The sequence below is a fragment of the Kaistia granuli DSM 23481 genome (assembly GCF_000380505.1).
Lineage (GTDB): Bacteria > Pseudomonadota > Alphaproteobacteria > Rhizobiales > Kaistiaceae > Kaistia > Kaistia granuli.
Genome location: NZ_AQYH01000003.1, coordinates 250,466 through 274,698, shown reverse-complemented (window position 1 = coordinate 274,698; position 24,233 = coordinate 250,466). Strand labels below are relative to the sequence as shown.

Below are 24,233 nucleotides of genomic sequence, written 5' to 3'. Positions count from 1 at the left end.
GAGCGACCGAAGGATCGCCGCAAGTTGTCGTTGCGCGGGTGGCACGCAATGGTCGGTTGGATAGCGCAAGTCAGGTGGCGATGGAACCGTCGGCCGCGGCCCTGGCTACGGTGATCACGCGCTCGACGGCGGAAAAGACCCGCTGCGCGTCGATGCCTTCCAGGCAGGCCAGCGTGCCGAGCGGACATTCCCGCTTGAAGCAGGGGCGGCAGGAGAGTTCGATCGAGACGACCTCGGCGTTCGGCGCGGTCGGCGGCGTCATCTTCTCGGAGCTAGAGCCGTAGACGACGACGAGCGGCCGATCGAGCGCGCCAGCGACATGCATCAGGCCCGAATCATTCGAGACGACGGCGTCGCAGCGTCCCAGCAGCGCCGCGGCCTCGACCAGCGAGGTCCGGCCGGAGATGTCTTCGACGGGCACGCCGGCGAGACGGGCGATCTCGGCCGAGATCGCCTTGTCCTTCGGGCCGCCGAACAGCCGCACCGCATAGCCGGCTTCCTGCGCAAGGCGGGCGAGGGCGGCGAACTTCGCGGCCGGCCACTGCTTGGCAGGACCATATTCTGCGCCGGGACAGAGACCGAGCACGGGCTTGCCGTCGCTCAGGCCGAATTTGGTGATCAGGGCGGCGATGTTGACGTCCGGCTGCTGGAGCCGAGGGCGGGGCGAGGCCGGCGGCTGACCGGCCGGGCCCGCGAGCGCGACGAAGCGGTCGATGGTGCGGGCGGTCTTTCGGGCCGAGTCGTTGCGCGCATCGGTAAGGAGCAGGCTGCGTCCCTCGGCAGCATAGCCGATCCGTTCCGGGATTCGCGCCGCGAAGGAGGGGATGGCGGCCTTGAAGGCGCGCGGCAGCACGATGGCGGTGCCGTAGCCAGCCGATTTTAACGAGCGGCCGATCTTCCAGCGCCCCGACAGGCCGAACTGGCCATGGCCGAAGCCGAGCGGGATGAGATTGCGCACACCCTCGATCAGTCCAGCAATTGGCAGCGAGGCCGGCGGCGCCAACACATCGACCGGGCGGCCGGGATAGCGCCGACGCAAGGCGGCGACGAGGCTCGCGGCCATGACCATGTCGCCGACCCAGGACGGGCCGACGAGAAGGATGGGGGAGGATGGATCTGTGGCGCGCATGTGTGGCTCGGGGCCTTCATGGCCCCGGCCCGGCCGGCCGTCAAGCGTGCATCAGGATCGGGGCTCGCCGATCGGGAATTCCTGCGGCGAATTGCCGGGGAGTTCCTGCGGGATCGGCTGGATGTCCGGCGGCCTGGGCGGCTGCTCCGGCTGCGGTTGCGGATCGTGGACGGGAGGAGCCGGGCGCGGCGGCGCAGGGGCTGGCACGTCGGGATTGCCCGGCAATTCCTGCGGCGGGACCGGCGGAATGTCGGGCGGTTTCGGCGGCTGGTCCGGCTGCGGTTGCGGATCGTGCACCGGCGGCGCCGGGCTGGGCGGGGCGGGATTCGGCGGCTGGCCGGGATCCGGCGCATCGGGGCCGGGCGCGGAGGTCGTACGATTCTGTTCGATCATTCAGGTCTCCCTTCGCCAGCCCAACGGGACAGGGCGAAGGGAGTTCCGTCTTCACGAACCGGTCGGTGCGCCCGGTTCGACCGTTGCATCCGGTGGCGACGGGTCGGCCTGCCCGCCGCCGAACAGCAGGCGCTGATAGACCAGGCCGATGCCGATCAGGACGGCGCCGAGTCCCATGAAGGAGAGGGCACGCCAGACGCCTTCGAGGTTCGACATGTCGATCAGGAAGACCTTCAGCACGGTGACGACGATCAGCAGCGCCGAGGCGAGCCGGGCCGCGCGCTGGCGGAAGACCAGGCCGAAGGCGAGCAGCAGGATGCCGAGAACCAGCCAGGCGGCCGAGTAGGTGTAGGACTCGGCCGATCCGATCGTGTCCCAGGAGAGATCCGGCGACGTCGCGAACAGGAAGCGGATTTCGAGCGTGACGGCGGCGAAGGCGAGGATCAGGGCGACCGCACCCGTCGCCGGCTGCAGCCAGCGCGGCCGGGCGACCGGCATCGTCCAGGCGACGAGCCCGGCCAGTATGGCCGGCAGGCCATAGGCGAGCAGGATCTCGTTGAAGATAGGTCCGCCGACGACGCGATCGCCCGTCACAAGCGGATTGGCGACAAAGCCGAGCCCAATCACGGCATTCAGCAAGCCTAGGATGCGTGCCAGCATGCCGCCGATACGGAAGACCGGGCTCGGCCGGCTGCGCGCCAGGCGCGTCAGGCCAAGCGCGAAGGCGAAGGCGGCGGCCGTCGTCAGGCCCTGTTCGCTGAGCGCGGTGGTCGGCGACAACAGGTCGCCGCCGAACACGATGGCACGGATCTCAAACATCACCAGCAGTGCGGAGAGGATCACCGCCAGCGCCTCGGCGGCGTAGACCGCGCGATCGACGCGGACGCGCCGGAGCAGGATCGAGGCGACGGCGAAGGCGGCGGCCGGAATGCCGTAGCCGATCAGGATCGACAGATAGATGCCGGACCCGGAGCGCACGCCGAAGATGTAGGGATCCCAGGCAACGCGGCCGAGGACCAGCAGCGCGAGGACAGCCACGGCATAGCGCAGCACGCCAATGGGCCGCCAGGTCTGCACCCAGGCGGCGCCGAGCCCCGCCAGCGCCAGCGCCGTGGTCAGCATGCCGCCTTCGAGCGCCATGGTGAGGGCGCTGGCGATGGCCGCGACCGCACCGGCCGCGAACACGCCGGTCGGTATGGCGTCGGTGACAAGGCCGGCCCGCTCCCGCCGCGCGAAACGCTCCGTCAGGAAGGCGTAGAGACCAGCCAGCGCCAGGGCGATGGCCGCGAAGCCGATGTTCGAAACGAAGCCGGCGATGCGCAGATAGGCGACGATCGCGACCAGCACCGGCCCGCCCGTCGCCGCCACGGCATGGGCTGTCGTGGCGAACACGCCGGATACCGGCGAGGCCTGCAAGCGTCCGAGCGCCGTCGCCAGCAGCGCCGCCGCGCCCAGAAGCGCAACGATGCCGAACATGCGGATGGCGTCCGGCATCGGGAAATAGTCCGCGAGGGCGTCGACAACATACGTCGTCGGCTCCAACGCCGCCTGCTGGGCTGCCGGCCAGAAGAAGAGCAGGGCGATCAATTGCGCCGCCGCAACCGGCGAAACGAGCGCCACCGCGTCATAGCGCCGGGCGAGAAGCAGCAGCATGGCGCCGCCGATCAGGTTGGCGGCGATGCTGGCCGAGGCAAAGTTGCTGGAATAGGCGCCGAGCAGCAGCAGGGCGGCGATGCCGGCGAAGACGCCGACGGCGAACCAGTCCGGCCGGTCCGTTGGCTCGCCACGCTGCACATCGACGACGAGGAACAGCGAGGAGAGCGCGAGCAGCACGATGGCGTAGATGCCGCTCTCGATCGCCGCGGCGCCGGCGCCGAACATCGCGACGCCCCACAAGATCGCGGCGACGCTGGCGGCGATCGCCAGCCAACGCCAGAGGCGCAGCCGCGCGAGGGCGAAGGCGAAGGCGGTCACGACGACCAGATAGATCATCAGCGCCAGGATGTTCGGCGCGTTGGTTTCGATGAGGGCCGGCGTCGCATAGGAGCCGACCAGGCCGAGCCCCGAGAGCCAGGCGCCATGCAGTCCGGCGGCCGCCATGGTCGCCATGCCGATCAGTGCCAGCAGGATGAAGGCCGTCGTCGGTCCGATCAGGTCGTAAAGCGCATAGGCGGCATAGACGGTGGCGAACAGGCCGACCGTGCCGGCGGCCGTCAGGATGCCGGGGATGTTGGCGGAGGGAATGCGCGAGATCGCCGTGATGCGGTCCGACCGGCGCAGCCATTCGCCAACGGCGAGCAGGGCGATCGAGAACAGCGCGCCGAAGGCGATGCGGACGCCGGGGCCGAGCAGGCCGGCCTCGATGGAGAAACGGACGAGGAAAATGGCGCCGAGCGCCAGCGCCAGGCCGCCGACCCAGACGGCCCAGCGGGCGCCGAGCTTCTGCTCGAAACTCTCGGCCGGCCGCTTGGCCGCTTGCGCGGGCAAGGGTTCGACAGGCTCGAACGCCTCTGGTGGCGGCGGCTCGTCCGGAGCTGCATCAGCCGTATCGGCGGCAAGTTCGATCGGCGCGGGTTCGTCCGGTGTCGGCTCAACGACGACAACGGCGTCCGAATCGTCGATCGCGGCTGCCGGCGCCTCCTGGCCGACAGGCCGGCTTTCGAGCGCGCGCAGCCGCGATTCGAGGGCGCGGATGCGTCCGCGCGCGCCGAGCGACATGACAAAGGCCGAAATCGCCATAATCGGCAGGGCGACGAGGGCGAGAATCCCGAGTGCGATCAATCCATCCATGCGATTCTGTTAGCATGACTGGGAGGTGAGGGCTGTGATCGAATTCGCACGCTATTTTCATGCCGCCCCTGCGGCCATCCCGCGCTGCCCTCCCTGCCGCTGTTGCCGCCGGACAGACTTCGCTATATCCCGCAGCCTTCGTGCGGGACACATCAATGGACGGTAATCGCGTGAGCAAAGCCGAAGCGACCGCAAGCGGGACGGGAACGATCTGGTCGCGCCTGGCGACAACGATCGAGAACGGGGTCGACCGCATTGCGAGTTCGTCGGCGATGAGCCTGGCGCTGATCGCGATCGTCGCGTTGCTGTGCTTCCTGCCCGGGCTGACGACCTTGCCGCCGGTCGACCGGGACGAGCCGCGCTTCGCCCAGGCCACGCACCAGATGGTCGAGACCGGCAACTATCTCGATATCCGCCTGCAGGAAGAGACGCGCTACAAGAAGCCGATCGGCATCTACTGGCTGCAATCGATCGCCGTCTGGGCGACGGGCACGGCCCCGGACGCGCCGATCGGCGTCTACCGACTGCCGTCCCTTCTCGGCGCCATTCTCGCCGCCTGCCTGACCTGGTGGCTGGCAATCGCCTTTGGCCGACCGCGCGTCGCGCTGCTGGCCGGGCTTTTGATGGCCTCGACCATCCTGATCGGCATCGAGGCGCGCCTTGCCAAGACCGATGCCGTGCTGCTGGCGACCATCCTCGCCGCGCATGGTGCGCTCGCTCGTGCCTGGCTTTCGAAGTCAGTGGAGCGCAACTGGCGCCTCGCCACGATCTTCTGGTCGGCGCTCGGCCTCTCGATCCTGATCAAGGGGCCGCTCGGACTGGCGGCCATCGCCTGTCCGCTCGTTCTCCTCTCCGTGATCGGCGGTTCGTTCCGTTGGCTGAAGCAGCTGGCGCCGCTTCCCGGCCTGATCTGGATGCTGGTGATCGTCGCACCCTGGTTCGTCGCGATCGGCATCGCCAGCAAGGGCGCCTTCTTCGAGGAAGCGGTCGGTCGTGATCTGATCGGCAAGGTCGTCAGCGTGCAGGAATCGCACGGCGCGCCGCCGGGAGCCTACTTCCTGCTGCTGTTCTTCACCTTCTGGCCGGTCGCCGCCTATCTGAGCACCGGCGTGTCGTGGATCATGGACCGGTTTAAGCAGCCGGCAATCCTCTACGCCGTCGTGTCCGTCGTGCCGTTCTGGCTGGGCGTCGAGGCGATGCCGACCAAGCTGCCGCATTATGTCTTGCCGCTTTATCCGCTTCTCGCATTGGCGACGGCGCTGGCGCTCGATGGCGGCGGTATTCGCACCACCGGCTGGTTCGCGCGTTTCGCCGCCTCGGGCGCAGCGCTGCTACCCTTCGCACTGGCCATTGCTGCGGTCGTCATTGCGATCCTGCTGGGCGAGACACCTTCGATTGCCGGCGTCTTGGTCCTGCTGATCGCGACCGCCGTGGGTCTGGTGTCGGCGCGGCTGTTCGCGATGTCGCCGATCGCCAGCGCCATGGTCGCCATCCTGGCGGCGATGATCACCTATCTCGGCATCTTCGGCATGGTGCTGCCCGGATTGCAGCATGTCCGTATCAGCGAAAGCCTGGCGCGCGCCGGCCATGCGGCGCTCGACTGCGCCGATCCGCGCTTCGTCAGCGCCGGCTATGCCGAGCCGAGCCTGGTGCTGCTCGCCGGCACCGACACGGTGCTGACCGATGGCGTCGGCGCCGCGACCTTCCTGTCGGAAGGCCAATGCCGCGCGGCCTTCGTCGAAAGGCGACAATTGCCGTCCTTCCAGGAGCGCGCCGAGGATCTGGGTATGATGGTCGACGCCGCCGGAACGGTACGCGGCTATGCCATCAATGGCGGCCGCATCGTCGAATTCCAGGTCTTCGTGCCGAGGAGCGCTACGCCATGAGCATCTGGCGTTTCCGTCTGGCCAAGCGCCTGTCCTGGCCGCGCGAGAACTGCGCTGCGATCGCCGAGCGCGCCCGTCGCGTGCAGCAGCGGCCGACGATCCATGCGCCCGTCTTCCAGGCCTCGGATCTGATCGCGCTGCTGGTGATCAGCGTCGCGCTGATCCTGATCGCCGGCTTTGCCTTCGATGCCCTGTCGGTCGAGCGGGCGCGCGCGCTTCCGCGTCCGATCTATTTCATCGCCGATTGGCTGTCCTATTTCGGCAAGTCGCAATGGGAGCTGGTACCGGCCGGTCTGGTCGTCCTGATCCTGATATCGGGGCGCTGGAAGATCGTGCCGCCCGCGGTTCGCGCCGCCTGGGCGGAGATCGGTGCGCTGGCGGCCTACATCTTCTTCGCCATCGCCGGCTCGGGCATTCTCGTCAACATCCTGAAGCAGATCATCGGACGCGGCAGGCCGCCGACCTTCGACGAATATGGCGCCATCGCGCTGCATCCGTTCGAGTTCGTGCATCGTTTCCAGAGCTTTCCATCCGGACACGCGACCACGGCGGGAGCTCTGCTCGCGATCGGCTTCCTGGTTTTTCCGCGCTGGCGCATCGGCTTTTTGCTGTTTGGACTGCTGATGTCGGCGAGCCGCGTCGTCGTCGCGGCGCACTATCCAAGCGACATCCTGGCCGGCCTGATCTTCGGCTACGCCTTCAGCCTCTGGCTCGCCGGACGATTTGCCGCCGCAGGCTGGGCCTTTGCACGCGGATCGACCGGCTCTATAACGGCACGCACAGCGGCGATCCGAGCAGCATTCGAAACTCCCGCCCGCATCGCAGTCCTCTTTGCCGGGCTGCTGGATGCGCTGGCGGGGCGGCGTATCTGGATCGCGGCGCTCAAATCCATCGGAGACGGTTCAGATGACGATGCCCGCTTCCAGCGAGACCGTCTTGGCAGATCCTGACGCGAACGCCCGGACGCTCGTGCGCCCCGACGTCTCGGTGATCATTCCGTGCAAGAACGAAGCCGAGAACCTGCCCGAACTGATCGGCGAGGTCGCCGCGGCGCTCGACGGGCGCCGCTTCGAGCTCATCGTCGTCGATGACGGCTCGACAGACGCCACGTCGGCCGTGGTGCTCGAGCTGATGCGCGACCGGCCCTGGCTGCGCTCGATGCGCGACACGCGTTCCAGCGGCCAGAGCGCCGCCGTGCGCACCGGCCTGCTGGCGGCGCGCGGCGACGTGGTCCTGACCATCGACGGCGACGGCCAGAACAATCCGGAATTCATGCCGGCGATGCTCGACGCGCTGGCGAAGGGCGGTCCGCGCACGGCGCTGGTCGCCGGGCAACGCCTGAAGCGCACGGATTCCGGCGCCAAGCGCATGGCTTCACGCTTCGCCAACCGGCTTCGTGGCGCAATCCTCAAGGACGGCACGCGCGATTCCGGCTGCGGCCTGAAGGCCGTGCGCCGGCATGTATTCCTGCTGTTTCCCTATTTCGATGGCTGGCACCGCTATTTGCCGGCACTGGCGATCCGCGAGGGCTACCAGGTTGCGCATGTCGACGTCGTCGACCGCAACCGCCGTCACGGCACGTCGAAATACGGCATCATGGATCGCGCCCTGGTCGGGGCGCTCGATCTGTTCGGTGTCTGGTGGCTGATCCGACGACGAAAGAACATTCCTGCGCCGACGGAGGTGACGATCGATGGTCGGTAATATGTTCAGCGCCATCGGCGATTGGCTGCATCATGTCTTCGTCGAGCAGTTCGACGTCTGGATTCTGCTCGGCTTCGTCGCGCAGGCGATGTTCACCATGCGCTTCGTGGTGCAATGGATCGCCAGCGAGCGCGCCAAGAAGAGCGTCGTGCCCGCCGCGTTCTGGACCTTCTCGATCCTCGGCGGCGGACTGCTTCTGATCTATGCGATCTACCGCAAGGATCCGGTGTTCATCGCCGGCCAGGCGGCGGGCCTGTTCATCTACTTCCGCAACGCCTGGTTCATCCTGCACGAGCGGAAGCAGAAGCAGGAAACGGGCGCCGTCAGCTGAGATTGCTGACGCGCGCGAAGCTCGCCTCGAGGTCGCCGATCAGATCGGCCGTGTCCTCGAGGCCGATCTGCAGGCGGATGATGTGATCGCCGGCGGGCCACGACCCCGCCGTGCGGCGCGGCCTGCCGATGATGGCGAGGCTTTCGAAGCCGCCCCATGAGAAGCCGAGACCGAACAGACGCAATCCGTCCAGGAACGCCTTAACCTTGTCGAGGCTCCAATCGTTCGGCACGACGCCGAACAGGCCGCTCGAGCCGGTCATGTCCCGCTTCCAGAGCATGTGGCCGGGGTCGGACGGCAGGCCCGGATGCAGCACGCGGCTGACTTCGTTTCGCTCCGACAGCCAGCGCGCGATGGTCAGCGCCGACTGCATCTGCCGATCGAGCCGAACACCCAGGGTGCGCATCCCGCGCAGCGTCAGGTAGATGTCGTCGGGACCGACGCAGAGGCCGAGATGGCCATGCGTATCCTTCAGCATCGGGAGAGCGCGGGCATTGGCGGCGATCGTGCCGATCATGACATCCGAATGGCCGCAGAGATACTTGGTGCCCGCCTGGATCGACAGGTCGACGCCATGGGCGAGCGGCTTGAAGAAATAGGGCGTGGCCCAGGTATTGTCGGCCAGCACGAAGGCGTCCCGGGCGCGAGCCGCGGCGACGATCGCCGGAATGTCGGAAACCTCGAAGGTGAGGGAACCGGGGCTCTCCAGGTAGACGGCCCGTGTATTCGGCCGGAACAGGCCGGAAATCGCCGCGCCGACGGTCGGCTCGAAGAAGGTCGTCTCGACGCCCATGCGCTCCAGCACGCTGGTGGCGAAGGAGCGGGCGGGATCATAGACATTGTCGGCCATCAGGAGATGGTCGCCCGACCGCAATACCGACAACAGCGCGGTCGACACCGCCGAAAGGCCGGACGGGCAGAGCACCGCGCCTGCCGCCGCCTCGATCTCGCTGATGGCGGATTCGAGCGCCTCGATCGTCGGCGTGCCACGGCGGCCATAGACGTAGCGCTGCGTGCCGCCCAGCAGATCGTCGGCGGTCTCGAACAGGACGGTGGAGGCGTGCACCACTGGCGGATTGACGAACGGCCCGGTGACGGCGCCGTCACGACCGCTACGCACCAGGCGCGTGAGGGGTTTTTCGCTGGTGAGGTCGTGGTCGTGCCGTGACATGGGGGCTCCGAAGATACTGGCAGAGGGACGGGGGCCCGGAACACGCGTCCCGCGCTGGCGCATCGAGCCAAAACCTTTGCTGGAACAATGGTCTGTCGGCGGAACAGCGCCCCCTTGACCCGCTTGGCATAATGCCATGTGATGCAGGGGTCAATTCAAGTTACGACAAGCGGGGCATTGGCTAAGCCATGGGTGCAGGCCGTCGGCCCAAGATGGAGCGCGATGATCGAGCCATCACCCATGGACAAACAGCTGCTGCAAAGATCTCGGCAACGGGACGATACTGCATCGAACTGAAGAGACGGGTCACTCCAGGGGAAAAAGGCTGCACGATGTACAGGAAGATTGCTTCTATTCTGGCTGGCGCCACGATGGCGCTGATGGCCGCGACGGCGGCGAGTGCCGGAACGCTCGAAGACGTCAAAGCCAAGGGCTTTGTTCAGTGTGGCGCCAATGGCGGTAATCTGATCGGTTTCGGCGCCACCGACGAAAAAGGCGAGTGGAGCGGCATCGACGTCGACTTCTGCCGCGCCATCGCCGCCGCGATCTTCAATGATCCGACCAAGGTCAAGTTCACGCCGCTCAACGCGAAGGAGCGCTTCACCGCGCTGCAATCCGGCGAAGTCGACGTGCTCTCGCGCAATACGACCTGGACGATGTCGCGCGACAGTTCGCTCGGGCTGCAGTTCGTCGGCGTCACCTATTATGACGGCCAGGGTTTCATGGTCCGCAAGTCGCTCGGCGTCTCGTCGGCGCTGGAACTCTCCGGCGCTAAGGTCTGCACCCAGACCGGCACGACGACGGAGCTGAACCTCGCCGACTTCTTCCGTTCGCACAACATGCCCTACGAGGTCGTGGCCTACGAGAAGAACGAGGAAGTGCTGCAGGCCTATGAGGCCGGCCGCTGCGACGCCTATACGACCGATGCTTCCGGCCTCTACGCCGAGCGCCTGAAGCTGACTGCCCCGGACGATCACATGATCCTGCCGGAGATCATCTCGAAGGAGCCGCTTGGCCCGGCCGTCCGCCAGGGCGACGACAAGTGGTTCACATTGGTCAAGTGGACCCTGTTCGCGCTGCTCAACGCCGAGGAACTCGGCCTCACCAAGGCGAACATCGACGAGAAGAAGACCTCCGACAATCCCGAGATCAAGCGCTTCCTCGGCATCGAGGGCGACTTCGGGACGCCGATTGGCCTCTCGAGCGACTGGGCCTACAACGTCATCAAGCAGGTCGGCAATTACGGCGAGATCTTCGACGCCAATATCGGCCCCTCGACCCAGTTGGGCATTGCGCGCGGCCTGAACAATCTCTGGTCGAAGGGCGGCATCCAGTACGCGCCTCCGATCCGCTGATTCAACGGCATCCGACCACGGGCGGCCCAGCCGCCCGTGGCATTGCCAAGGCCTACGGACGCCAAGATCCGGGCCATGGCAGTGAAGGGAAGCGGACCGGCTAGCACCGGTCGACCAAGGGGAAAATCGTTTGACCGACAGAGGCGCGGCGCCCGCAGGGGGACGCATTGCAACCCTCCTGAACAATCCGACTGCCCGGGGCATAGCATTCCAGAGCATCTTCGTGCTCGTTCTCGGCTGGCTCGTCTGGGACATCATCGAAAACACGGCCCGCAATCTGCAGAAGGCGAACATCGCCGCGGGCTACGGCTTTCTGGAGCGCACGGCCGGATTCGGCATCATCCAGCGGCTGGTTCCCTATACCGAGGCGTCGTCCTACGGCCGCGCCCTCTTCATCGGCCTGCTGAACACGCTGCTGGTGGCCGGACTCGGTATCATCCTGGCCACGATCCTCGGCTTCATCGTCGGCATCGCGCGGCTGTCGTCGAACTGGCTGATCTCGCGGACGGCCGCCGCCTATGTCGAGATCCTGCGCAATATCCCGCTGCTGCTGCAATTGTTCTTCTGGTATTTCGTCGTGCTCCGCTCGCTGCCGGGCATGCGCGAGAAATGGACGCTGTTCGATGGCGTTCATATGAATATCGGCGGACTGCATGTGCCGAGGCTGGTTCCCGGCGAAGGCATCTGGCTCGTCATCGCCGCGGTGCCGGTCGCGATCGCTGCCATGCTCGTCGTGACGCGATGGGCGCACGCCCACCAGGCCCGGACCGGCATTCGTCCGCCCGTTGGCCTGATCAACACGGCCCTGTTCATCGGATTGCCGCTGGCCGCCTTCCTCGCAACCGGCCGCCCGCTGCACATAGATCTGCCGGTGTTCAACGAGACCGGGCCGCTGCTGCGGCGCGGCTTCCAAGCGGGCTCGGGGATGACCATCATTCCGGAATTTGTCGGCCTGCTGCTGGCGTTGACCCTCTATACGGCGACCTTTATCGCCGAGGTGGTGCGTGCCGGCATCCAGGGCGTCAACCGGGGCCAGACGGAAGCTGCCCGTTCGCTGGGGCTGCGCTCGGGCCAGACGCTGCGTCTCGTGGTGCTGCCGCAGGCGATGCGCATCATCATCCCGCCGCTGACGAACCAGTATCTCAACCTGACCAAGAACTCGTCGCTGGCCGTCGCCATCGCCTATCCCGATCTCGTCTCGGTCGGCGGCACCGTCCTCAACCAGACGGGACAGGCCGTCGAAATCGTCAGCATCTGGATGCTGTTCTATCTCGGCCTCAGCTTCCTGACCTCCGCCGTCATGGGCTATTTCAACAAGCGCGTCGCGCTGGTCGAACGGTGAGGGGGCATCATGTCCGTGACAACCGATACCTTCGTCCGCGACGACCTGCTTCCGGCCAAGGCGCCGCCTCGCAATACGGTCGGCGTCGTCGGCTGGCTACGCCAGAACCTGTTCTCGACGCCGCTGAACGGCGTCATGACCATCATCATCCTGGCGTTCATCGTCTGGACGGTGACCCCTTTCATCCGCTTCACGCTGATCGACGCCGTCTGGACCGGGCCGGACCGTTCCGTCTGCGCGACCGCCACGGGAGCGTGCTGGGCCTATGTGAAGGCCTATCTGCCGCAGTTCATCTATGGCCGTTATCCGATCGGCGAACGCTGGCGGGTGGATCTCGTCTTCGTGCTGCTGCTCATCGGCCTGATCCCGATGCTGATCCCGCGCGTGCCTTACAAGGCGCTCAACGCGATCTTCCTGATCGGCGTATTTCCGGTCGTCGCCTACATCCTGCTGACCGGCGGGCATCACCAGTTTGTCGGCAGCCTGATTCCGTCGAGCCTGATGGCGCCGTCGCCGCTGCGCTTCGCCGTGCAGTATGCAGTCTTCTCGGCGGTGATCCTCGGTCTGCTGGCGCTCTATGCCAGACTGGCGGGCAGGCCGATTTCCCGAACGACTACCCCTGCAGCCATGATCCTTGGCTACATCGCGGTCATTCTCGTGCTCGTAAGCCTCGATTTCGGGCTGGTGCCGGTTGAGACGGCCAATTGGGGCGGCCTTCTGGTCACGCTGGTGGTGGCGATCACCGGCATGGTCGCGGCGTTTCCGCTCGGCATCCTGCTGGCGCTGGGGCGGCGCTCGAACATGCCGGTCGTGAGCCTCGCCTCGACCATCTTCATCGAGGTCTGGCGCGGCGTGCCGTTGATCACCGTGCTGTTCATGGCGTCGGTGATGCTGCCGCTCTTCCTGCCTGAGGGGGTGACCTTCGACAAGCTGCTCCGGGCGCTCATCGGCGTGACACTGTTCCAGGCGGCCTACATGGCCGAAACAATCCGCGGCGGCCTGCAGGCCATCCCGCGCGGCCAGTATGAAGGCGCGATGGCGCTGGGCCTCGGCTATTGGCAGATGATGCGCAAGATCATCCTCCCGCAGGCCCTGCGCATCGTCATCCCGGGCATTGTCGGATCCTTCATCTCGCTGTTCAAGGATACGACGCTGGTCATCATCATCGGGCTCTACGACTTCCTGGGGCAGATCCAGGCGTCGGCCAACGATGCCAAATGGGCCTCGCCCGTCACCGGTCTTACTGGATATATCTTCGCGGCCATGGTGTTCTGGGCCTTCTGCTTCGCGATGTCGCGCTATGCTGCCTTCACCGAACGACGGCTCGACAGGGGCCGCAGATAGAATTCAAGGGGTGTCCCAATGTCGGATCCGTCCATTGCCATCATCGACCTGCCGTCGGTGCCGCCACCCTTGGTGTCCTCCACCGATGTCGCGGTCGAGATGGTCGACGTCAACAAGTGGTATGGCGAGTTTCACGTCCTGCGCGACATCAACCTGACTGTCATGCGCGGCGAGCGCATCGTCATCTGCGGTCCGTCCGGATCGGGCAAGTCGACGCTGATCCGCTGCATCAACCGGCTGGAAGAGCACCAGAAGGGCAAGATCGTCGTCGACGGCAAGGAACTCACCAACGACCTGCGCAAGATCGATGAGGTGCGGCGCGAAGTCGGTATGGTGTTCCAGCACTTCAACCTGTTCCCGCACCTGACGATCCTCGAGAACTGCACGCTGGCGCCGATCAATGTCCGCCGGATGCCGAAGCGCGAGGCGGAAGAGATCGCCATGCACTACCTGAACCGGGTCAAGATCCCGGAACAGGCCAACAAATATCCGGGTCAGCTCTCGGGCGGCCAGCAGCAGCGCGTCGCCATCGCCCGGTCGCTCTGCATGAACCCGCGCGTCATGCTGTTCGACGAGCCGACCTCGGCGCTGGATCCGGAGATGATCAAGGAAGTGCTCGACGTCATGGTCGGGCTGGCGCTTGAAGGCATGACGATGGTCTGCGTCACGCATGAGATGGGCTTTGCCCGCCAGGTCGCGAACCGGGTGATCTTCATGGATGGCGGCCAGATCATCGAGCAGAACGACCCGGTCAGCTTCTTTACCAACCCGCAGCACGAGCGGACGAAGCTGTTCCTGAGCCAGATCCTGCACTGACCGACACTGCTCTCAGCTAAAATCAAAGAAGCCCGGCAAGTTACTTGCCGGGCTTCTTTTTTCTGGATCAACGCCCGTGCAGCAGGGGCGTGATGTTGCGGATGGTGACGCGGCGGTTTTGCCGCTCGGGCCCATCCGTCGGCACCTTCAGATAGCGCTCGCCATAGCCCTGGCTGACCAGGGCGTCGCGCGGAATGTCGAAATAGTCCGACAGAATCCCGGCGACCGCGGCGGCGCGACGATCGGAGAGCTCCAGGTTGGCGAGGTCGGTGCCGACCGCATCCGTGTGGCCCTCGATCAGGAAGACGGCGCCGGGATCGCGATCGACGACGCGACCGATGGCGCGGCCGATTGAGCGCAGCTTCCGCACCTGATCGTCCGGCACGCGGGCGGAGCCGAACTCGAAGGTGATCGAGTCGAGATCGACGCGGCGCACCATGTCGCGGACGCGCGGATCACGGCGGATCTCCTTCATCGAATAACCGCGATCGATCCGCTGGACCGGCGCTGCGCGGAACGTGTCCTCGATCTGCCGCTCCGTGGCGCGGCCGCCGTCGATGAAGCGGTTGTTCGGCCGGTAGGGACGGCTATCACCGCGATAGCCCGGAGGCGGCGGCACTTCGCGATCTCCGAGCCCGGGGCCCTCGATGAAGATGTCCCGCTGCGGGGGGCCGTCACGATAACCATCCGGATAACGCCCATCGTTGCGGTCGCCGGGGCGCGGCGGTCGGGCATCCGGGCGTGGCCGCTCATTGCGCGATCCTTCCGGACGGGCCTGTTCGCTGCGCGACGGGCGACTGTTCGTGTCGGCCGGGCGCTTGTCGGGAGCCGGCTGCGCCTTCGGCGGCTGGGGCTTCGCCTCGCTCGGCGTCGGCTTGCGATCGGGGGCGGGCTTTGCCGACGGCTCAGCCGGCTTCTTGCCGCCGGCCGGCGGCTCATAGGGCTTCGGCTGATTACCGTCGCCGGCCGAAGGACGCGTGGGGCGCTCGCGGCTGTCATCCGCCTTCGGCGGCTGCGGCGCCGCGGGCTTGCCTGCCTCGGCGGGCGCCGAGCCGCCACGGGTCTCCGCCGCGCGCAGATCCTTCATGGCATCGGCCACACCGCGGCGCGCGGCCCGGACATCTCCGCCGGTTTCCTCGGCCTGCTTCAGCGAGTTCTGCGCCTTTTCCAGCAGTTCGCGCGCCCGCTGGACCCGGTCCTCGGCAGCCTGGGCCACGATGATGGGGCGGCCTTCCATCCGCTGCTGATCGGCGAGGGCCATCGACGGGCCGCCGAACAGGACGGGAATGGCAACCGAAGAAAGCAGAAGGAAATAGGAGGGTTTCATGGTCTTCCTGCAGCTTGGCCTGAGCCGGCCGTTGTCCAGAACGGAGCTGACGATCCGTCCGAGTGCCTCTTTTGCATGCCGCTCAAATGCGGCAACCGTGAGAGGCATATGCGCGGATCGCCGCTGAACGGGCGCTGAATGGCTTGTTCAGGAACAGCCCGGCTAGACGCGCTCGAGCGGCCGATGCGGGGCTGCGGGCAGGACGATCCGTATGGGATCCTCGACGCGGACCAGGCCGCCTGCCCGGACGATCGCCATCACGCCGGCCTTGCGGAGGAGATGGCCATCCTCATCGCGGTCGAGCGTCGCGGCCATCAGGCCCTTCTGGTAGCGGTCGAGCTGGACGCAGGGATTTCGTAGGCCCGTGATTTCGACGATCGCCTCGGCGCCGATGTGGAGCAGGGCGCCACGCGGCAGACCGAGCAGATCGATCTCCCGCGTGGTGATGTTTTCGCCGATCGTGCCGGCCCCGACAGCGAAGCCGCCCGCCTGCAATTCGTCGAGCAGCTCGGCATGAACGAGATGCACCTGGCGGAGATTGGGCTGCGTCGGATCCTGCGCGACGCGCGAGCGGTGCTTCACCGTTTCTCCCATATGCGCATCACCATCCACGCCCAGTCCGGCGAGCAGCCGGATCTCGGTCTGGATTGCCTTGCTGAAGCTGTGGGTCGCGCTGAGCGCGACGGACAGGACGCGGGGCGCCATTGGCCGGGTCCGAGTGCTACTTGTCGGCGGGACCCGTGACGACGGGCGCATCCTTCGCGCCGCCCCATTCCGCCCAGGAACCATCATAGAGCGCGACGTCGCGCGCGCCGATTGTCTCCAGGCCAAGCGCCAGGATGGCGGCGGTGACGCCGGAGCCGCAGCTGGTGACGATAGGCTGATCCGGGTCGACGCCGGCGGCTGCGAAGGCGGCCTCGATGTCGGCGTCGCCCTTGAGGCGACCATCGGCCACGAGCGCACCGGCAGGCAGGTTGCGGCTACCGGGCATGTGGCCGGAGCGGAGGCCAGGACGAGGCTCCGGCGCCTCGCCGCGAAAGCGTTCGCCGGATCGCGCATCGACGACGGTGGCGCTGCCGGTGGCGACGATCTCCCGGACCTCGTCGATCGAACGGACGGCCTCGGCATCGAAATGAGGGTGGAAAACCTTCGGCTCGGGCTTCGCTTCGCCGGATTCGACCGGTCGGCCGTCGGCGATCCATTGCGGGAACCCACCCTCGAGGATGCGGACATCCCGGGCACCCATCGTGCGGAACGTCCAGCGGACACGGGGGGCGGAGAACAAGCCGGCGCCGTCATAGACGACCAGGACCTGTTCGTCGGAAATGCCGAGGGCGCCGACGGTGCGGGCGAAGTTCTCCGGGGACGGCAGCATGTGCGGCAGGCCCGAACTGGTGTCGGCGACCTTGTCGAGATCGAAGAAGACGGCGCCGGGAATGTGTGCCTTGCGGTATTCGGCCGCCGGGTCGCGGCCTTCGGTCGGCAGGTACCAGGATCCGTCGATGATCGCGACGTCCGGATCGCCCAGATGCGCGGCGAGCCAGTCGGTTGAAACGAAGGTGGCGGCGCGGTCGGTCATGTCCGTCTCCGGTATGCGAATGTCTGGTGTGGAGTGAGTTCAGGCGAAGCGGATGCGCACGCGGCGGTTCTGCTTGCCCTTGTTCTCGATCTTGGCAACCACGAGACCGCCGATTTCAGCCGTCGACTGCACATGCGTGCCGCCGCAGGGCTGCAGGTCGATGTCGCCGATACGGACGAGCCGGACGCGGCCACTGCCCATCGGCGGCATGACGCTCATCGTCTTGACCAGGCCGGGATTGGCGAGGAGTTCCTCGTCGGTGATCCACTCCGTCGAGACCGGATGGTCAGCGCCGGCAAGCGCGTTGAGCCGTTCCTCGATCTCTTCCTTGGCGGGCACGGCGCCGTCGATATCGAAGTCGAGATGACCTTCCTCGGCGCCGATGCGGCCGCCCGAGACGGGAAAGGGCAGGGCGACGGTGAGAAGATGCAGGCCGGTGTGGATGCGCATGTGGCGATGCCGCGTCGCCCAGTCGAGATGCTGGACGATCGTCTCGCCGGGCGCCGGCAGGGCGGAGCCCTCCGCCGGCACATGGACGATCTCGCTCTTGTTGTCGCCATAGACGGCGGTCGCGATCTTGACCATCGAGCCGTCGTCGCGCTCCAGCGTGCCAATGTCTCCGGGCTGGCCGCCGCCTGTCGCGTAGAACACGGTCCGGTCTAGGATGATACCGGCCCGCTCATTGATGCCGACGACCTTGGCTTCAGCGGTCGAGAGATAGGGATCGTCGCGGAAGAGCAGGGTCGTGTCGGCCATGTCATGCCTCTTCGTAGGGAACAGCGCTTTCGGTCCGGCGCTCGAGCCAGCCGGGAACCGGCAACCCCTTTTCGCGCAGGAACGTCGGATTGAACAGCTTCGATTGATAGCGCGTGCCGTAGTCGCAGAGGATCGTCACGATCGTATGGCCGGGACCAAGCGCCTTGGCGAGGTGGATCGCGCCGGCGATGTTGATGCCCGAAGAACCGCCGAGGCAGAGGCCTTCGTGCTCCGCGAGTTCGAAGACGACTTCGAGGGCCTCGGTATCGGTGATCTGGTAGGCCGCGTCGACCGGAGCGCCTTCCAGATTGGCGGTGATGCGACCCTGGCCGATGCCCTCGGTGATCGAGGAGCCCTCTGCCTTCAGGACGCCGGTAGTGTAATAGCTGAACAGCGCCGCGCCGAGCGGATCGGCAAGCGCGATCTGGATGCTCGGATTGCGCGCCTTGAGCGCGATGCCGACACCTGCCAGCGTGCCGCCGGATCCGACGGCCGAGACGAAACCGTCGACCTTGCCGTCCGTCTGTGCCCAGATCTCCGGACCTGTCGTATCGATATGCGCCTGGCGGTTGGCGACGTTGTCGAACTGGTTGGCCCAGATCGCGCCATTCGGTTCCGTCCGCGCCAGCTGCTCGGCGAGGCGGCCCGACAGCTTCACGTAGTTGTTGGGATCCCGATAGGGCACGGCCGGAACCTCGATCAGCGTCGCGCCGGCGAGCCGCAGCGCATCCTTCTTCTCCTGCGACTGCGTTTCCGGAATGACGATGACCGTCTTGAAGCCGAGCGCGCTGGCGACAAGCGCCAGGCCGATGCCGGTGTTGCCGGCCGTTCCCTCGACGATCGTGCCGCCGGGGCGAAGCTGCCCCTTGGCGAGCGCATCCTGGATGATGAACAGCGCGGCGCGGTCCTTGACCGACTGGCCGGGATTCTTGAACTCGGCCTTGCCCAGGATCTCGCAGCCGGTTTCATCGGAGGCACGACGGAGACGGATGAGCGGCGTGTTGCCGATGGCTTCGACGACGGAAGAAAGGACGGCCATGATTGCTTTCTGGACTTTGAGACAGGGAGGCTAGCTGGCCCACAGACTGTCTTCAAGCCGGTCTCCCTCGCAAAGCACCATTCCCCCGTGCCCATCCGGTCGGCGAAATATCATTCTTCGGAGGCGGCCCCTGCGAGAAGACTATTCCTCGTCGTCGTTGCGAAGCCGGGAAAAGGCGCGAAGCGCCCGTTCGCGCGTTACCCCGAGGTCGACGATCGGATCCGGGTAGCCGGCAACGCCGCCTGCCTTGGCCGGGTTGTGAATCGACTTGGCGTCGAGGCGTGCCAGCTCCGGAACATGGGTGCGGATATAGGCGCCGCCGGGGTCGAATTTTTCGCTTTGCAGCAGCGGATTGAAAATCCGGAAATAGGGCGCCGCGTCGGCTCCCGAGCCGGCGACCCATTGCCAGCTCGCCGGATTGTTGGCCGCATCGGCATCGACCAGCGTATCCCAGAACCATGCCTCGCCGACGCGCCAGTCGATGAGCAGGTTCTTGACCAGGAACGAGGCCACGATCATCCGGACCCGGTTGTGCATCCAGCCGGTCCGCCAGAGTTCGCGCATGCCGGCGTCAATGATCGGGAAGCCGGTCCTGCCGCGCCGCCAGGCTGTCAGCGCGTTCTGGTCGACCGCGGGCCAGGGAAAGGCGTCGAAGCGCGGCTGGAAGTTCCGGGTCGCCAGATCCGGCTGGTGATAGAGCAGGTGCCAGGAAAACTCCCGCCAGCCGATTTCGGATAGGAACTTGTCGAGATTGGCCGTATCGGCATCATCTGTGGAATGGGGCTGAGACAGGCCGTGCCAGAGCTGGAACGGACTGATTTCACCGAAGCGCAGATGCGGCGAGAGCCGGGACGATGCCTCGGCCGCCGGCTCGTCGCGCTGGCGGGCATAGCGTAGCAACCGTTCGCTGCGAAACGCCTCAAATCGCGCCGTCGCGCCGGCTTCGCCTGGCGTCCAGGCCTCCCGGAGGCCGCCGGCCCAGTCCGGCTGGCTCGGCAGCAATCGCCACGAGGCGAGCGCGTCGGAGGCCACTCCGTCGATGGGGGCGGGCAGGGCCTCCGGACGGGGCAGGGGCAATCGCGGTGGCAAATGGGTGCGGCAGGCCTTCCAGAACGGCGTGAAGACCCGGAAGGGCTGGCCGCTCTGGGTTTGCACCGTCCAGGGCTCGCAAAGCAGATTGGCCTGGAAACTGTCGACGCGGACGCCCTTCTGCTTGAGCTCCGACTTGATCGCCGTGTCGGCCGCCCGTTCGCCCGCGCCATAGCGCCGGTTCCATGTGACCCGGTCCGCGCCGATCGCTTCGGCGAGCGCCGGAATGACCTCCGCCGCCGGTCCACGCCGCAGTACCAGCGAATGTCCAAACGCCGAGAGATCCCGGTCGAGGGCGGCGAGCGAATGATGCAGCCACCATTTCGCGGCCGCTCCCAGCGGGCGAATGCCTTCGCTCATCTCGTCGAGGACATAGATGATGACGATCGAGGTAGCGTCCGCGACCGCCGCCGACAGGGCGGGATTGTCGCCAAGACGAAGGTCGTCACGAAGCCAGACGAGCGTCCGAGGGGATGCGGGCACGATCTATTCCGCCGGAGCTAGGCCGGACCGCACCCGGTCGAGGCGCGCCCAGCCCGGCCGCACGAACAGGAAATTGAAGCGGGTGCCGCGAACGAGCCACTCCAGCAATAAGGGCGCGATGACACCTGCCGCTGTGACGATCAGCGCGACGGTGCCGAGATCCGGGATAAACCCGGTCTTGAGCAGGATGGCACGGGTCGCCGCCATCGGCAGGAAGAAGGCGAGATAGATGGCGATCGAATGCTCGCCGAAATAGCGCAGCGGCGCCATCAGGTCGGCCTTCGAAAGCAGCGCCGAGAAGGCGACGACGGCACAGGCGCCGAGGACGCCGAGACCAAGGCCGACGAAGGGCAGTTCGGAATAGCCGGCGAACACGACGAGCCCGTTGACGAGAGCCCAGACTAGCAAGCCGAACCCCGCCAGCCCGGGTCGTGCGATGACGGCCGCGGCGAGCCGGAAGACCTGCGGTGCCAGCACATAGCCCGCATAGAAATAGACGAAGCGCGCGGCGAACTCGTCCGGGATCACCCAGCCGGTATGGACAGGGGCGATCTCGAGCGCCGCCGCGGCGACGAGGACGATCCAGGTGGGAACGCCGCGCAGCAGCTTGGTGACGGCGAAGAAGATCGGCAGCAGATAGATGAACCAGAGCGTGCCGAACGGCTCGATGAAAGCGAGGAAGAACTCGCCGAGCGCGCCGCCGGCGCCTTGCTCGGCGACCATGCCGGGCGCCTTGAATACGAACTGGATCACGAGCCAGAGCACGTAGAAATAGACGAAATGGACGATCTTCTTGTCGGCATAGGTTCGCCAGTCGCGATCTATGACGCGGGACAGGAACAGGCCAGAGATAAGGAAGAAGTCCGGCATGCGGAACGGCTTGGCGAAAGCGACCAGATGGCCCATCCAGCTTTCGGCCCCGGCCGCCTTTTCGACGCCGAGGGTCGAATGCATCATCACAACTATGACGATGCAAAAACCCTTGGCGTAGTCCACCCAGTCAATTCGCGCACGTCCCGACATCGATCCCGACCCAGCCCTGTTCCCGAGCAAGCCTGCGGCGCGGGAAGCGACGATCCTGTTGGCTCACGAGGCGGCGGATACGCCGCCGCCTCGGCTCAAAGCAACTACTGGACGCCGCGCTGGGCGGCGCAATTCTTGGCGACGGCGACTTCGATCAGCGCGATGCGCTCGCCGCGGACATGCGCCATGAAGTCCTCGTAGGTCGGATTGGGCGTGCGGATGCCGAGCAGGATGAATTGCAGCGTCGGGTTGCGGCGCAGCTCGTCCCAGCTGTTGCTGTCGCTGGAGATCGGAACGTTGAGCGCCTGGATGCGGGAGGCGATCTCGTCGCAGGAGAGCTTGCGGAACTGGCTGGAATCGACGGGATCAATGCGCTCCGACTGGGCCGATGCGGGGACGATATAGGCGATGAAGGACGCGACGATCAAAAACAGGCCGGCCAGCAAGATCAACAAATTCCGATTCATGGTTCTCTCCTAATCGCCAATGCCGCGCTGCGGTTGCAGCGACTATAGCCCGTCGCCGGATGCATTGCATCGCGGCATTGGTGCGATGGTTACTCATCCACCGAGTGCCACCGCCTCCGATTCTGTAAGAGGCGCCGGGCGGACGCTCCGTTCGGGGAGATGCACGGGCGCGCCGGAGATCGAGGCTTCGAGCATACCTTCGAGGACTTCCAGCACATGCAGGGCGAGTGCGCCCGAGGCGCGCGCCGGCCGGTCCTCTTCCAGCGCCGCCGCGAGATCGGCCACGCCGAGCATGCGATAATTGGCGCGGTCCGGTGCGTCATAAGGCCAGTTGAGCCGGCCATGCCGAAGCCCGGCGGTCGCGTGTTCCTCCCAATCGGCCCCGCGACGGCTGATGGCGACCGTTCCTCCGAATGTATCGGGATCGGGCAGGCGCAAGGATCCTTCCGTGCCGTGCAGTTCGATCGGATGGTTGCCATGCCGGAATACGTCCCAGCTCATGCCGGCGACGACCGTCGCCCCCGAGGCGAATTCGATCAGCGCGGTGATCGTCGTCGGCGTGCCGACGCTGAACCGCGCGCCATGCGTTGGTCCGGGCGCGGTGATCCGGCGTTCCGGCTCGCCGGTGGTGTTCATCGCCATGATTCGCCGAGCTGGCCCGAGCAAATTGACCAGCATGGTGATGTAGTAGGGCCCCATGTCGAGCACCGGGCCGCCGCCCGGCTGGTAGTAGAACTGCGGATTGGGATGCCAATGCTCCATGCCGCGCGTCATCATGAAGGCGGTGCCGGTCACCACCTTGCCGATCGCACCATCCTCCACCATCCGGCGCGCCAGGCGGCCCGCGGCGCCCAGGAAGGTATCGGGCGCCGAACCGATCGCAAGCCCAAGCCGCTCCGCCTCGGCGACAAGACGGCGCCCCTCGGTCGCCGTCGCGGCCAGCGGTTTTTCCGTGAAGACGTGCTTGCCGGCCGCCAGCGCTGCCATCGAGACGGCGAAATGCGCGTTCGGCACCGTGAGGTTCAGGACGAGATCGACGGCATCATCCGCCAGCAAGGCATCGAGGGGCAGCGCTTTGAGGCCGAACTCGTCGGCCCGCCGGGACGCGGCCGCTTCGTCCAGATCGGCGCAGGCGCGAAATTCGACGCCGGAAAACAGGCCGGCATTGCGCAGGTAAGTGCCGGCGATGTTGCCGCATCCGACGAGCCCAATGCCGAGCCGTTCTGATCGCTTCATGTGAACCTTCCCCCGCCTTGATGGACAAGCAACTCTGCCGGTGAATGCGCCTTCCTGCATCACAATGCTTGACCGTTGCGCAGAAAGCAGCAAGCATGAATTCAGCTAGACGCAGCCTGACGGCGCGTCGCCCAACCCGGATCGGGCCCATCATGCTGCAGATCGGCTGCCAGACCTATACCTGGGAAATGCTGGGAGAGAGGTGGTCCGGCGGGCCGGCAGAGCTCATCGAGACGATCGGGGCGGCCGGCTATTCCGGCATCGAGATCACCAACCGGATGATCGGCGGCTATGCGCATCGGCCGGCTGCGTTCGGGCGCGTTCTCGCGGAGCACGGCCTGGAACTCGCCGCCTTCGCCTGCGCCAGTCCGAGCGGCTTCACCGAGCCGGATCAACTCGACGCCGACCTCGCCATGGTCGACCGCGCGCTCGACTTTGTCGCCGCCTTTCCCGGCGCTGTTCTGTCGCTCGGCAGCGCGACAGTGATGTCGGCCGGCCCGCGCGACGAGAAGTTCGCCGCGGCGGCGACCTTCTACAATGCGGCGGGCAGGCTGGGGCAGCGCGCCGGCGTGCCGGTGGCGCTGCATCCAAGCTCGCATCATGACACGTTGCTCTTCACGCGCGCTGACTATGACCAGCTGTTCGACCAACTCGATCCCGACCGGATCGGCTGGGTGCCGGATACCGGCCACATCCTGCGCGGCGGCCACGACATCCTCGACACGCTCGCAACCTATCGGGACCGCATCCGCTACCTGCATCTGAAAGATGTCGATGCGAACGGCGAATGGCGGATGCTGGGCAGCGGCATCTGCGAGACGCGGGCGGTGATCGATCTCGTCGCCGCCAGCCCGAACTTCAACGGCTGGCTGATCCTGGAAGAAGAATCGGACCTCGCCGCTGCCGATCCGGCCAAGGCCGTCCGGCAGAACCGCGAGACGATGCGCACGCTCGTCGCCTGAACCGCAAGAAG

General features: G+C 66.4%; 22 protein-coding genes. 9 read left to right on the top strand and 13 right to left on the bottom strand.

Annotation, left to right across the window (positions count from 1 at the left end; translation table 11 throughout):
* Nucleotides 1-70: 70 nt before the first annotated feature.
* The 3 genes from waaF to G342_RS23150 are packed head-to-tail and all read right to left on the bottom strand — an operon-like array spanning nt 71 to nt 4,312.
* Complete coding sequence (gene waaF / locus G342_RS0103670; protein WP_018181750.1) at nt 71-1,129, bottom strand: lipopolysaccharide heptosyltransferase II; 1,059 nt, start codon at nt 1,127-1,129, stop codon at nt 71-73.
* 51 nt (nt 1,130-1,180) lie between these two features.
* Nucleotides 1,181-1,522 carry a hypothetical protein gene (locus G342_RS23155; RefSeq protein ID WP_018181749.1) on the bottom strand — a complete coding sequence of 114 codons (342 nt, stop codon included), beginning with the start codon at nt 1,520-1,522 and terminating at the stop codon, nt 1,181-1,183.
* Nucleotides 1,523-1,573: 51 nt separating this feature from the next.
* Nucleotides 1,574-4,312, bottom strand: a complete 2,739-nt coding sequence (locus G342_RS23150; protein WP_018181748.1) for a DUF2339 domain-containing protein — start codon at nt 4,310-4,312, stop codon at nt 1,574-1,576.
* Between the two features lie 170 nt (nt 4,313-4,482).
* On the opposite strand from G342_RS23150, the gene G342_RS23145 reads away from it, so the two are divergent.
* The 4 genes from G342_RS23145 to G342_RS0103640 are packed head-to-tail and all read left to right on the top strand — an operon-like array spanning nt 4,483 to nt 8,233.
* The gene (locus G342_RS23145; protein WP_198010729.1) at nt 4,483-6,198 is read left to right on the top strand and encodes an ArnT family glycosyltransferase; all 1,716 of its coding nucleotides are present in this window, start codon (nt 4,483-4,485) and stop codon (nt 6,196-6,198) included.
* Nucleotides 6,195-7,148, top strand: coding sequence for a phosphatase PAP2 family protein (locus G342_RS25110; protein ID WP_018181746.1), 954 nt, complete (start codon nt 6,195-6,197; stop codon nt 7,146-7,148). The genes G342_RS23145 and G342_RS25110 overlap by 4 nt, the downstream gene beginning before the upstream one ends.
* Nucleotides 7,105-7,902, top strand: a complete 798-nt coding sequence (locus G342_RS0103645) for a glycosyltransferase family 2 protein (protein ID WP_018181745.1) — start codon at nt 7,105-7,107, stop codon at nt 7,900-7,902. Before G342_RS25110 ends, G342_RS0103645 begins: the two co-directional genes overlap by 44 nt.
* Complete coding sequence (locus G342_RS0103640; protein ID WP_040878130.1) at nt 7,892-8,233, top strand: lipid-A-disaccharide synthase N-terminal domain-containing protein; 342 nt, start codon at nt 7,892-7,894, stop codon at nt 8,231-8,233. The genes G342_RS0103645 and G342_RS0103640 overlap by 11 nt, the downstream gene beginning before the upstream one ends.
* Here the strand turns inward: G342_RS0103640 and metC are convergent.
* Nucleotides 8,226-9,404: a cystathionine beta-lyase gene (gene metC, locus G342_RS0103635; protein ID WP_018181743.1), complete on the bottom strand. Its 1,179-nt coding sequence runs from the start codon at nt 9,402-9,404 to the stop codon at nt 8,226-8,228. The two genes, G342_RS0103640 and metC, sit on opposite strands and share 8 nt — an antisense overlap.
* Nucleotides 9,405-9,736: 332 nt before the next feature.
* Here metC and G342_RS0103630 point away from each other — a divergent pair, with 332 nt between their 5' ends.
* The 4 genes from G342_RS0103630 to G342_RS0103615 all read left to right on the top strand — a co-directional run bounded on the left by G342_RS0103630 (nt 9,737) and on the right by G342_RS0103615 (nt 14,261).
* Nucleotides 9,737-10,759: an amino acid ABC transporter substrate-binding protein gene (locus tag G342_RS0103630; protein WP_040878129.1), complete on the top strand. Its 1,023-nt coding sequence runs from the start codon at nt 9,737-9,739 to the stop codon at nt 10,757-10,759.
* A gap of 130 nt (nt 10,760-10,889) precedes the next feature.
* The gene (locus tag G342_RS0103625; protein WP_051094084.1) at nt 10,890-12,101 is read left to right on the top strand and encodes an amino acid ABC transporter permease; all 1,212 of its coding nucleotides are present in this window, start codon (nt 10,890-10,892) and stop codon (nt 12,099-12,101) included.
* 9 nt (nt 12,102-12,110) lie between these two features.
* A complete protein-coding gene (locus G342_RS0103620) occupies nt 12,111-13,445 on the top strand; it encodes an amino acid ABC transporter permease (RefSeq protein ID WP_018181740.1) in 1,335 nt (444 codons plus the stop codon).
* Between the two features lie 18 nt (nt 13,446-13,463).
* Nucleotides 13,464-14,261: an amino acid ABC transporter ATP-binding protein gene (locus G342_RS0103615; protein WP_018181739.1), complete on the top strand. Its 798-nt coding sequence runs from the start codon at nt 13,464-13,466 to the stop codon at nt 14,259-14,261.
* Between the two features lie 67 nt (nt 14,262-14,328).
* Here the strand turns inward: G342_RS0103615 and G342_RS25105 are convergent, their stop codons facing one another.
* From G342_RS25105 to G342_RS0103570, 9 genes are all read right to left on the bottom strand, one after another.
* Nucleotides 14,329-15,588 (bottom strand): OmpA family protein, encoded by a 1,260-nt coding sequence (locus G342_RS25105; RefSeq protein WP_051094082.1) that lies wholly within the window; start codon nt 15,586-15,588, stop codon nt 14,329-14,331.
* 162 nt (nt 15,589-15,750) lie between these two features.
* Nucleotides 15,751-16,293, bottom strand: coding sequence for an MOSC domain-containing protein (locus tag G342_RS0103605; protein WP_018181738.1), 543 nt, complete (start codon nt 16,291-16,293; stop codon nt 15,751-15,753).
* 16 nt (nt 16,294-16,309) lie between these two features.
* Nucleotides 16,310-17,167, bottom strand: a complete 858-nt coding sequence (sseA, locus tag G342_RS0103600) for a 3-mercaptopyruvate sulfurtransferase (RefSeq protein WP_018181737.1) — start codon at nt 17,165-17,167, stop codon at nt 16,310-16,312.
* A gap of 39 nt (nt 17,168-17,206) precedes the next feature.
* Nucleotides 17,207-17,923: an alanyl-tRNA editing protein gene (locus G342_RS0103595; RefSeq protein ID WP_018181736.1), complete on the bottom strand. Its 717-nt coding sequence runs from the start codon at nt 17,921-17,923 to the stop codon at nt 17,207-17,209.
* A 1-nt stretch (nt 17,924) separates the two neighbouring features.
* Nucleotides 17,925-18,962, bottom strand: coding sequence for a cysteine synthase A (locus G342_RS0103590; RefSeq protein WP_018181735.1), 1,038 nt, complete (start codon nt 18,960-18,962; stop codon nt 17,925-17,927).
* Nucleotides 18,963-19,103: 141 nt separating this feature from the next.
* Nucleotides 19,104-20,534: a cryptochrome/photolyase family protein gene (locus tag G342_RS0103585; protein WP_018181734.1), complete on the bottom strand. Its 1,431-nt coding sequence runs from the start codon at nt 20,532-20,534 to the stop codon at nt 19,104-19,106.
* 3 nt (nt 20,535-20,537) lie between these two features.
* A complete protein-coding gene (locus tag G342_RS0103580) occupies nt 20,538-21,557 on the bottom strand; it encodes an acyltransferase family protein (RefSeq protein ID WP_026304079.1) in 1,020 nt (339 codons plus the stop codon).
* Between the two features lie 104 nt (nt 21,558-21,661).
* The gene (locus G342_RS0103575; RefSeq protein ID WP_018181732.1) at nt 21,662-22,024 is read right to left on the bottom strand and encodes a hypothetical protein; all 363 of its coding nucleotides are present in this window, start codon (nt 22,022-22,024) and stop codon (nt 21,662-21,664) included.
* Nucleotides 22,025-22,117: 93 nt separating this feature from the next.
* A complete protein-coding gene (locus G342_RS0103570; RefSeq protein ID WP_018181731.1) occupies nt 22,118-23,260 on the bottom strand; it encodes a Gfo/Idh/MocA family protein in 1,143 nt (380 codons plus the stop codon).
* 95 nt (nt 23,261-23,355) lie between these two features.
* Between G342_RS0103570 and G342_RS0103565 the strand changes: the two genes are divergently transcribed.
* Nucleotides 23,356-24,222 carry a sugar phosphate isomerase/epimerase family protein gene (locus tag G342_RS0103565; RefSeq protein ID WP_245557206.1) on the top strand — a complete coding sequence of 289 codons (867 nt, stop codon included), beginning with the start codon at nt 23,356-23,358 and terminating at the stop codon, nt 24,220-24,222.
* Nucleotides 24,223-24,233: the final 11 nt, after the last annotated feature.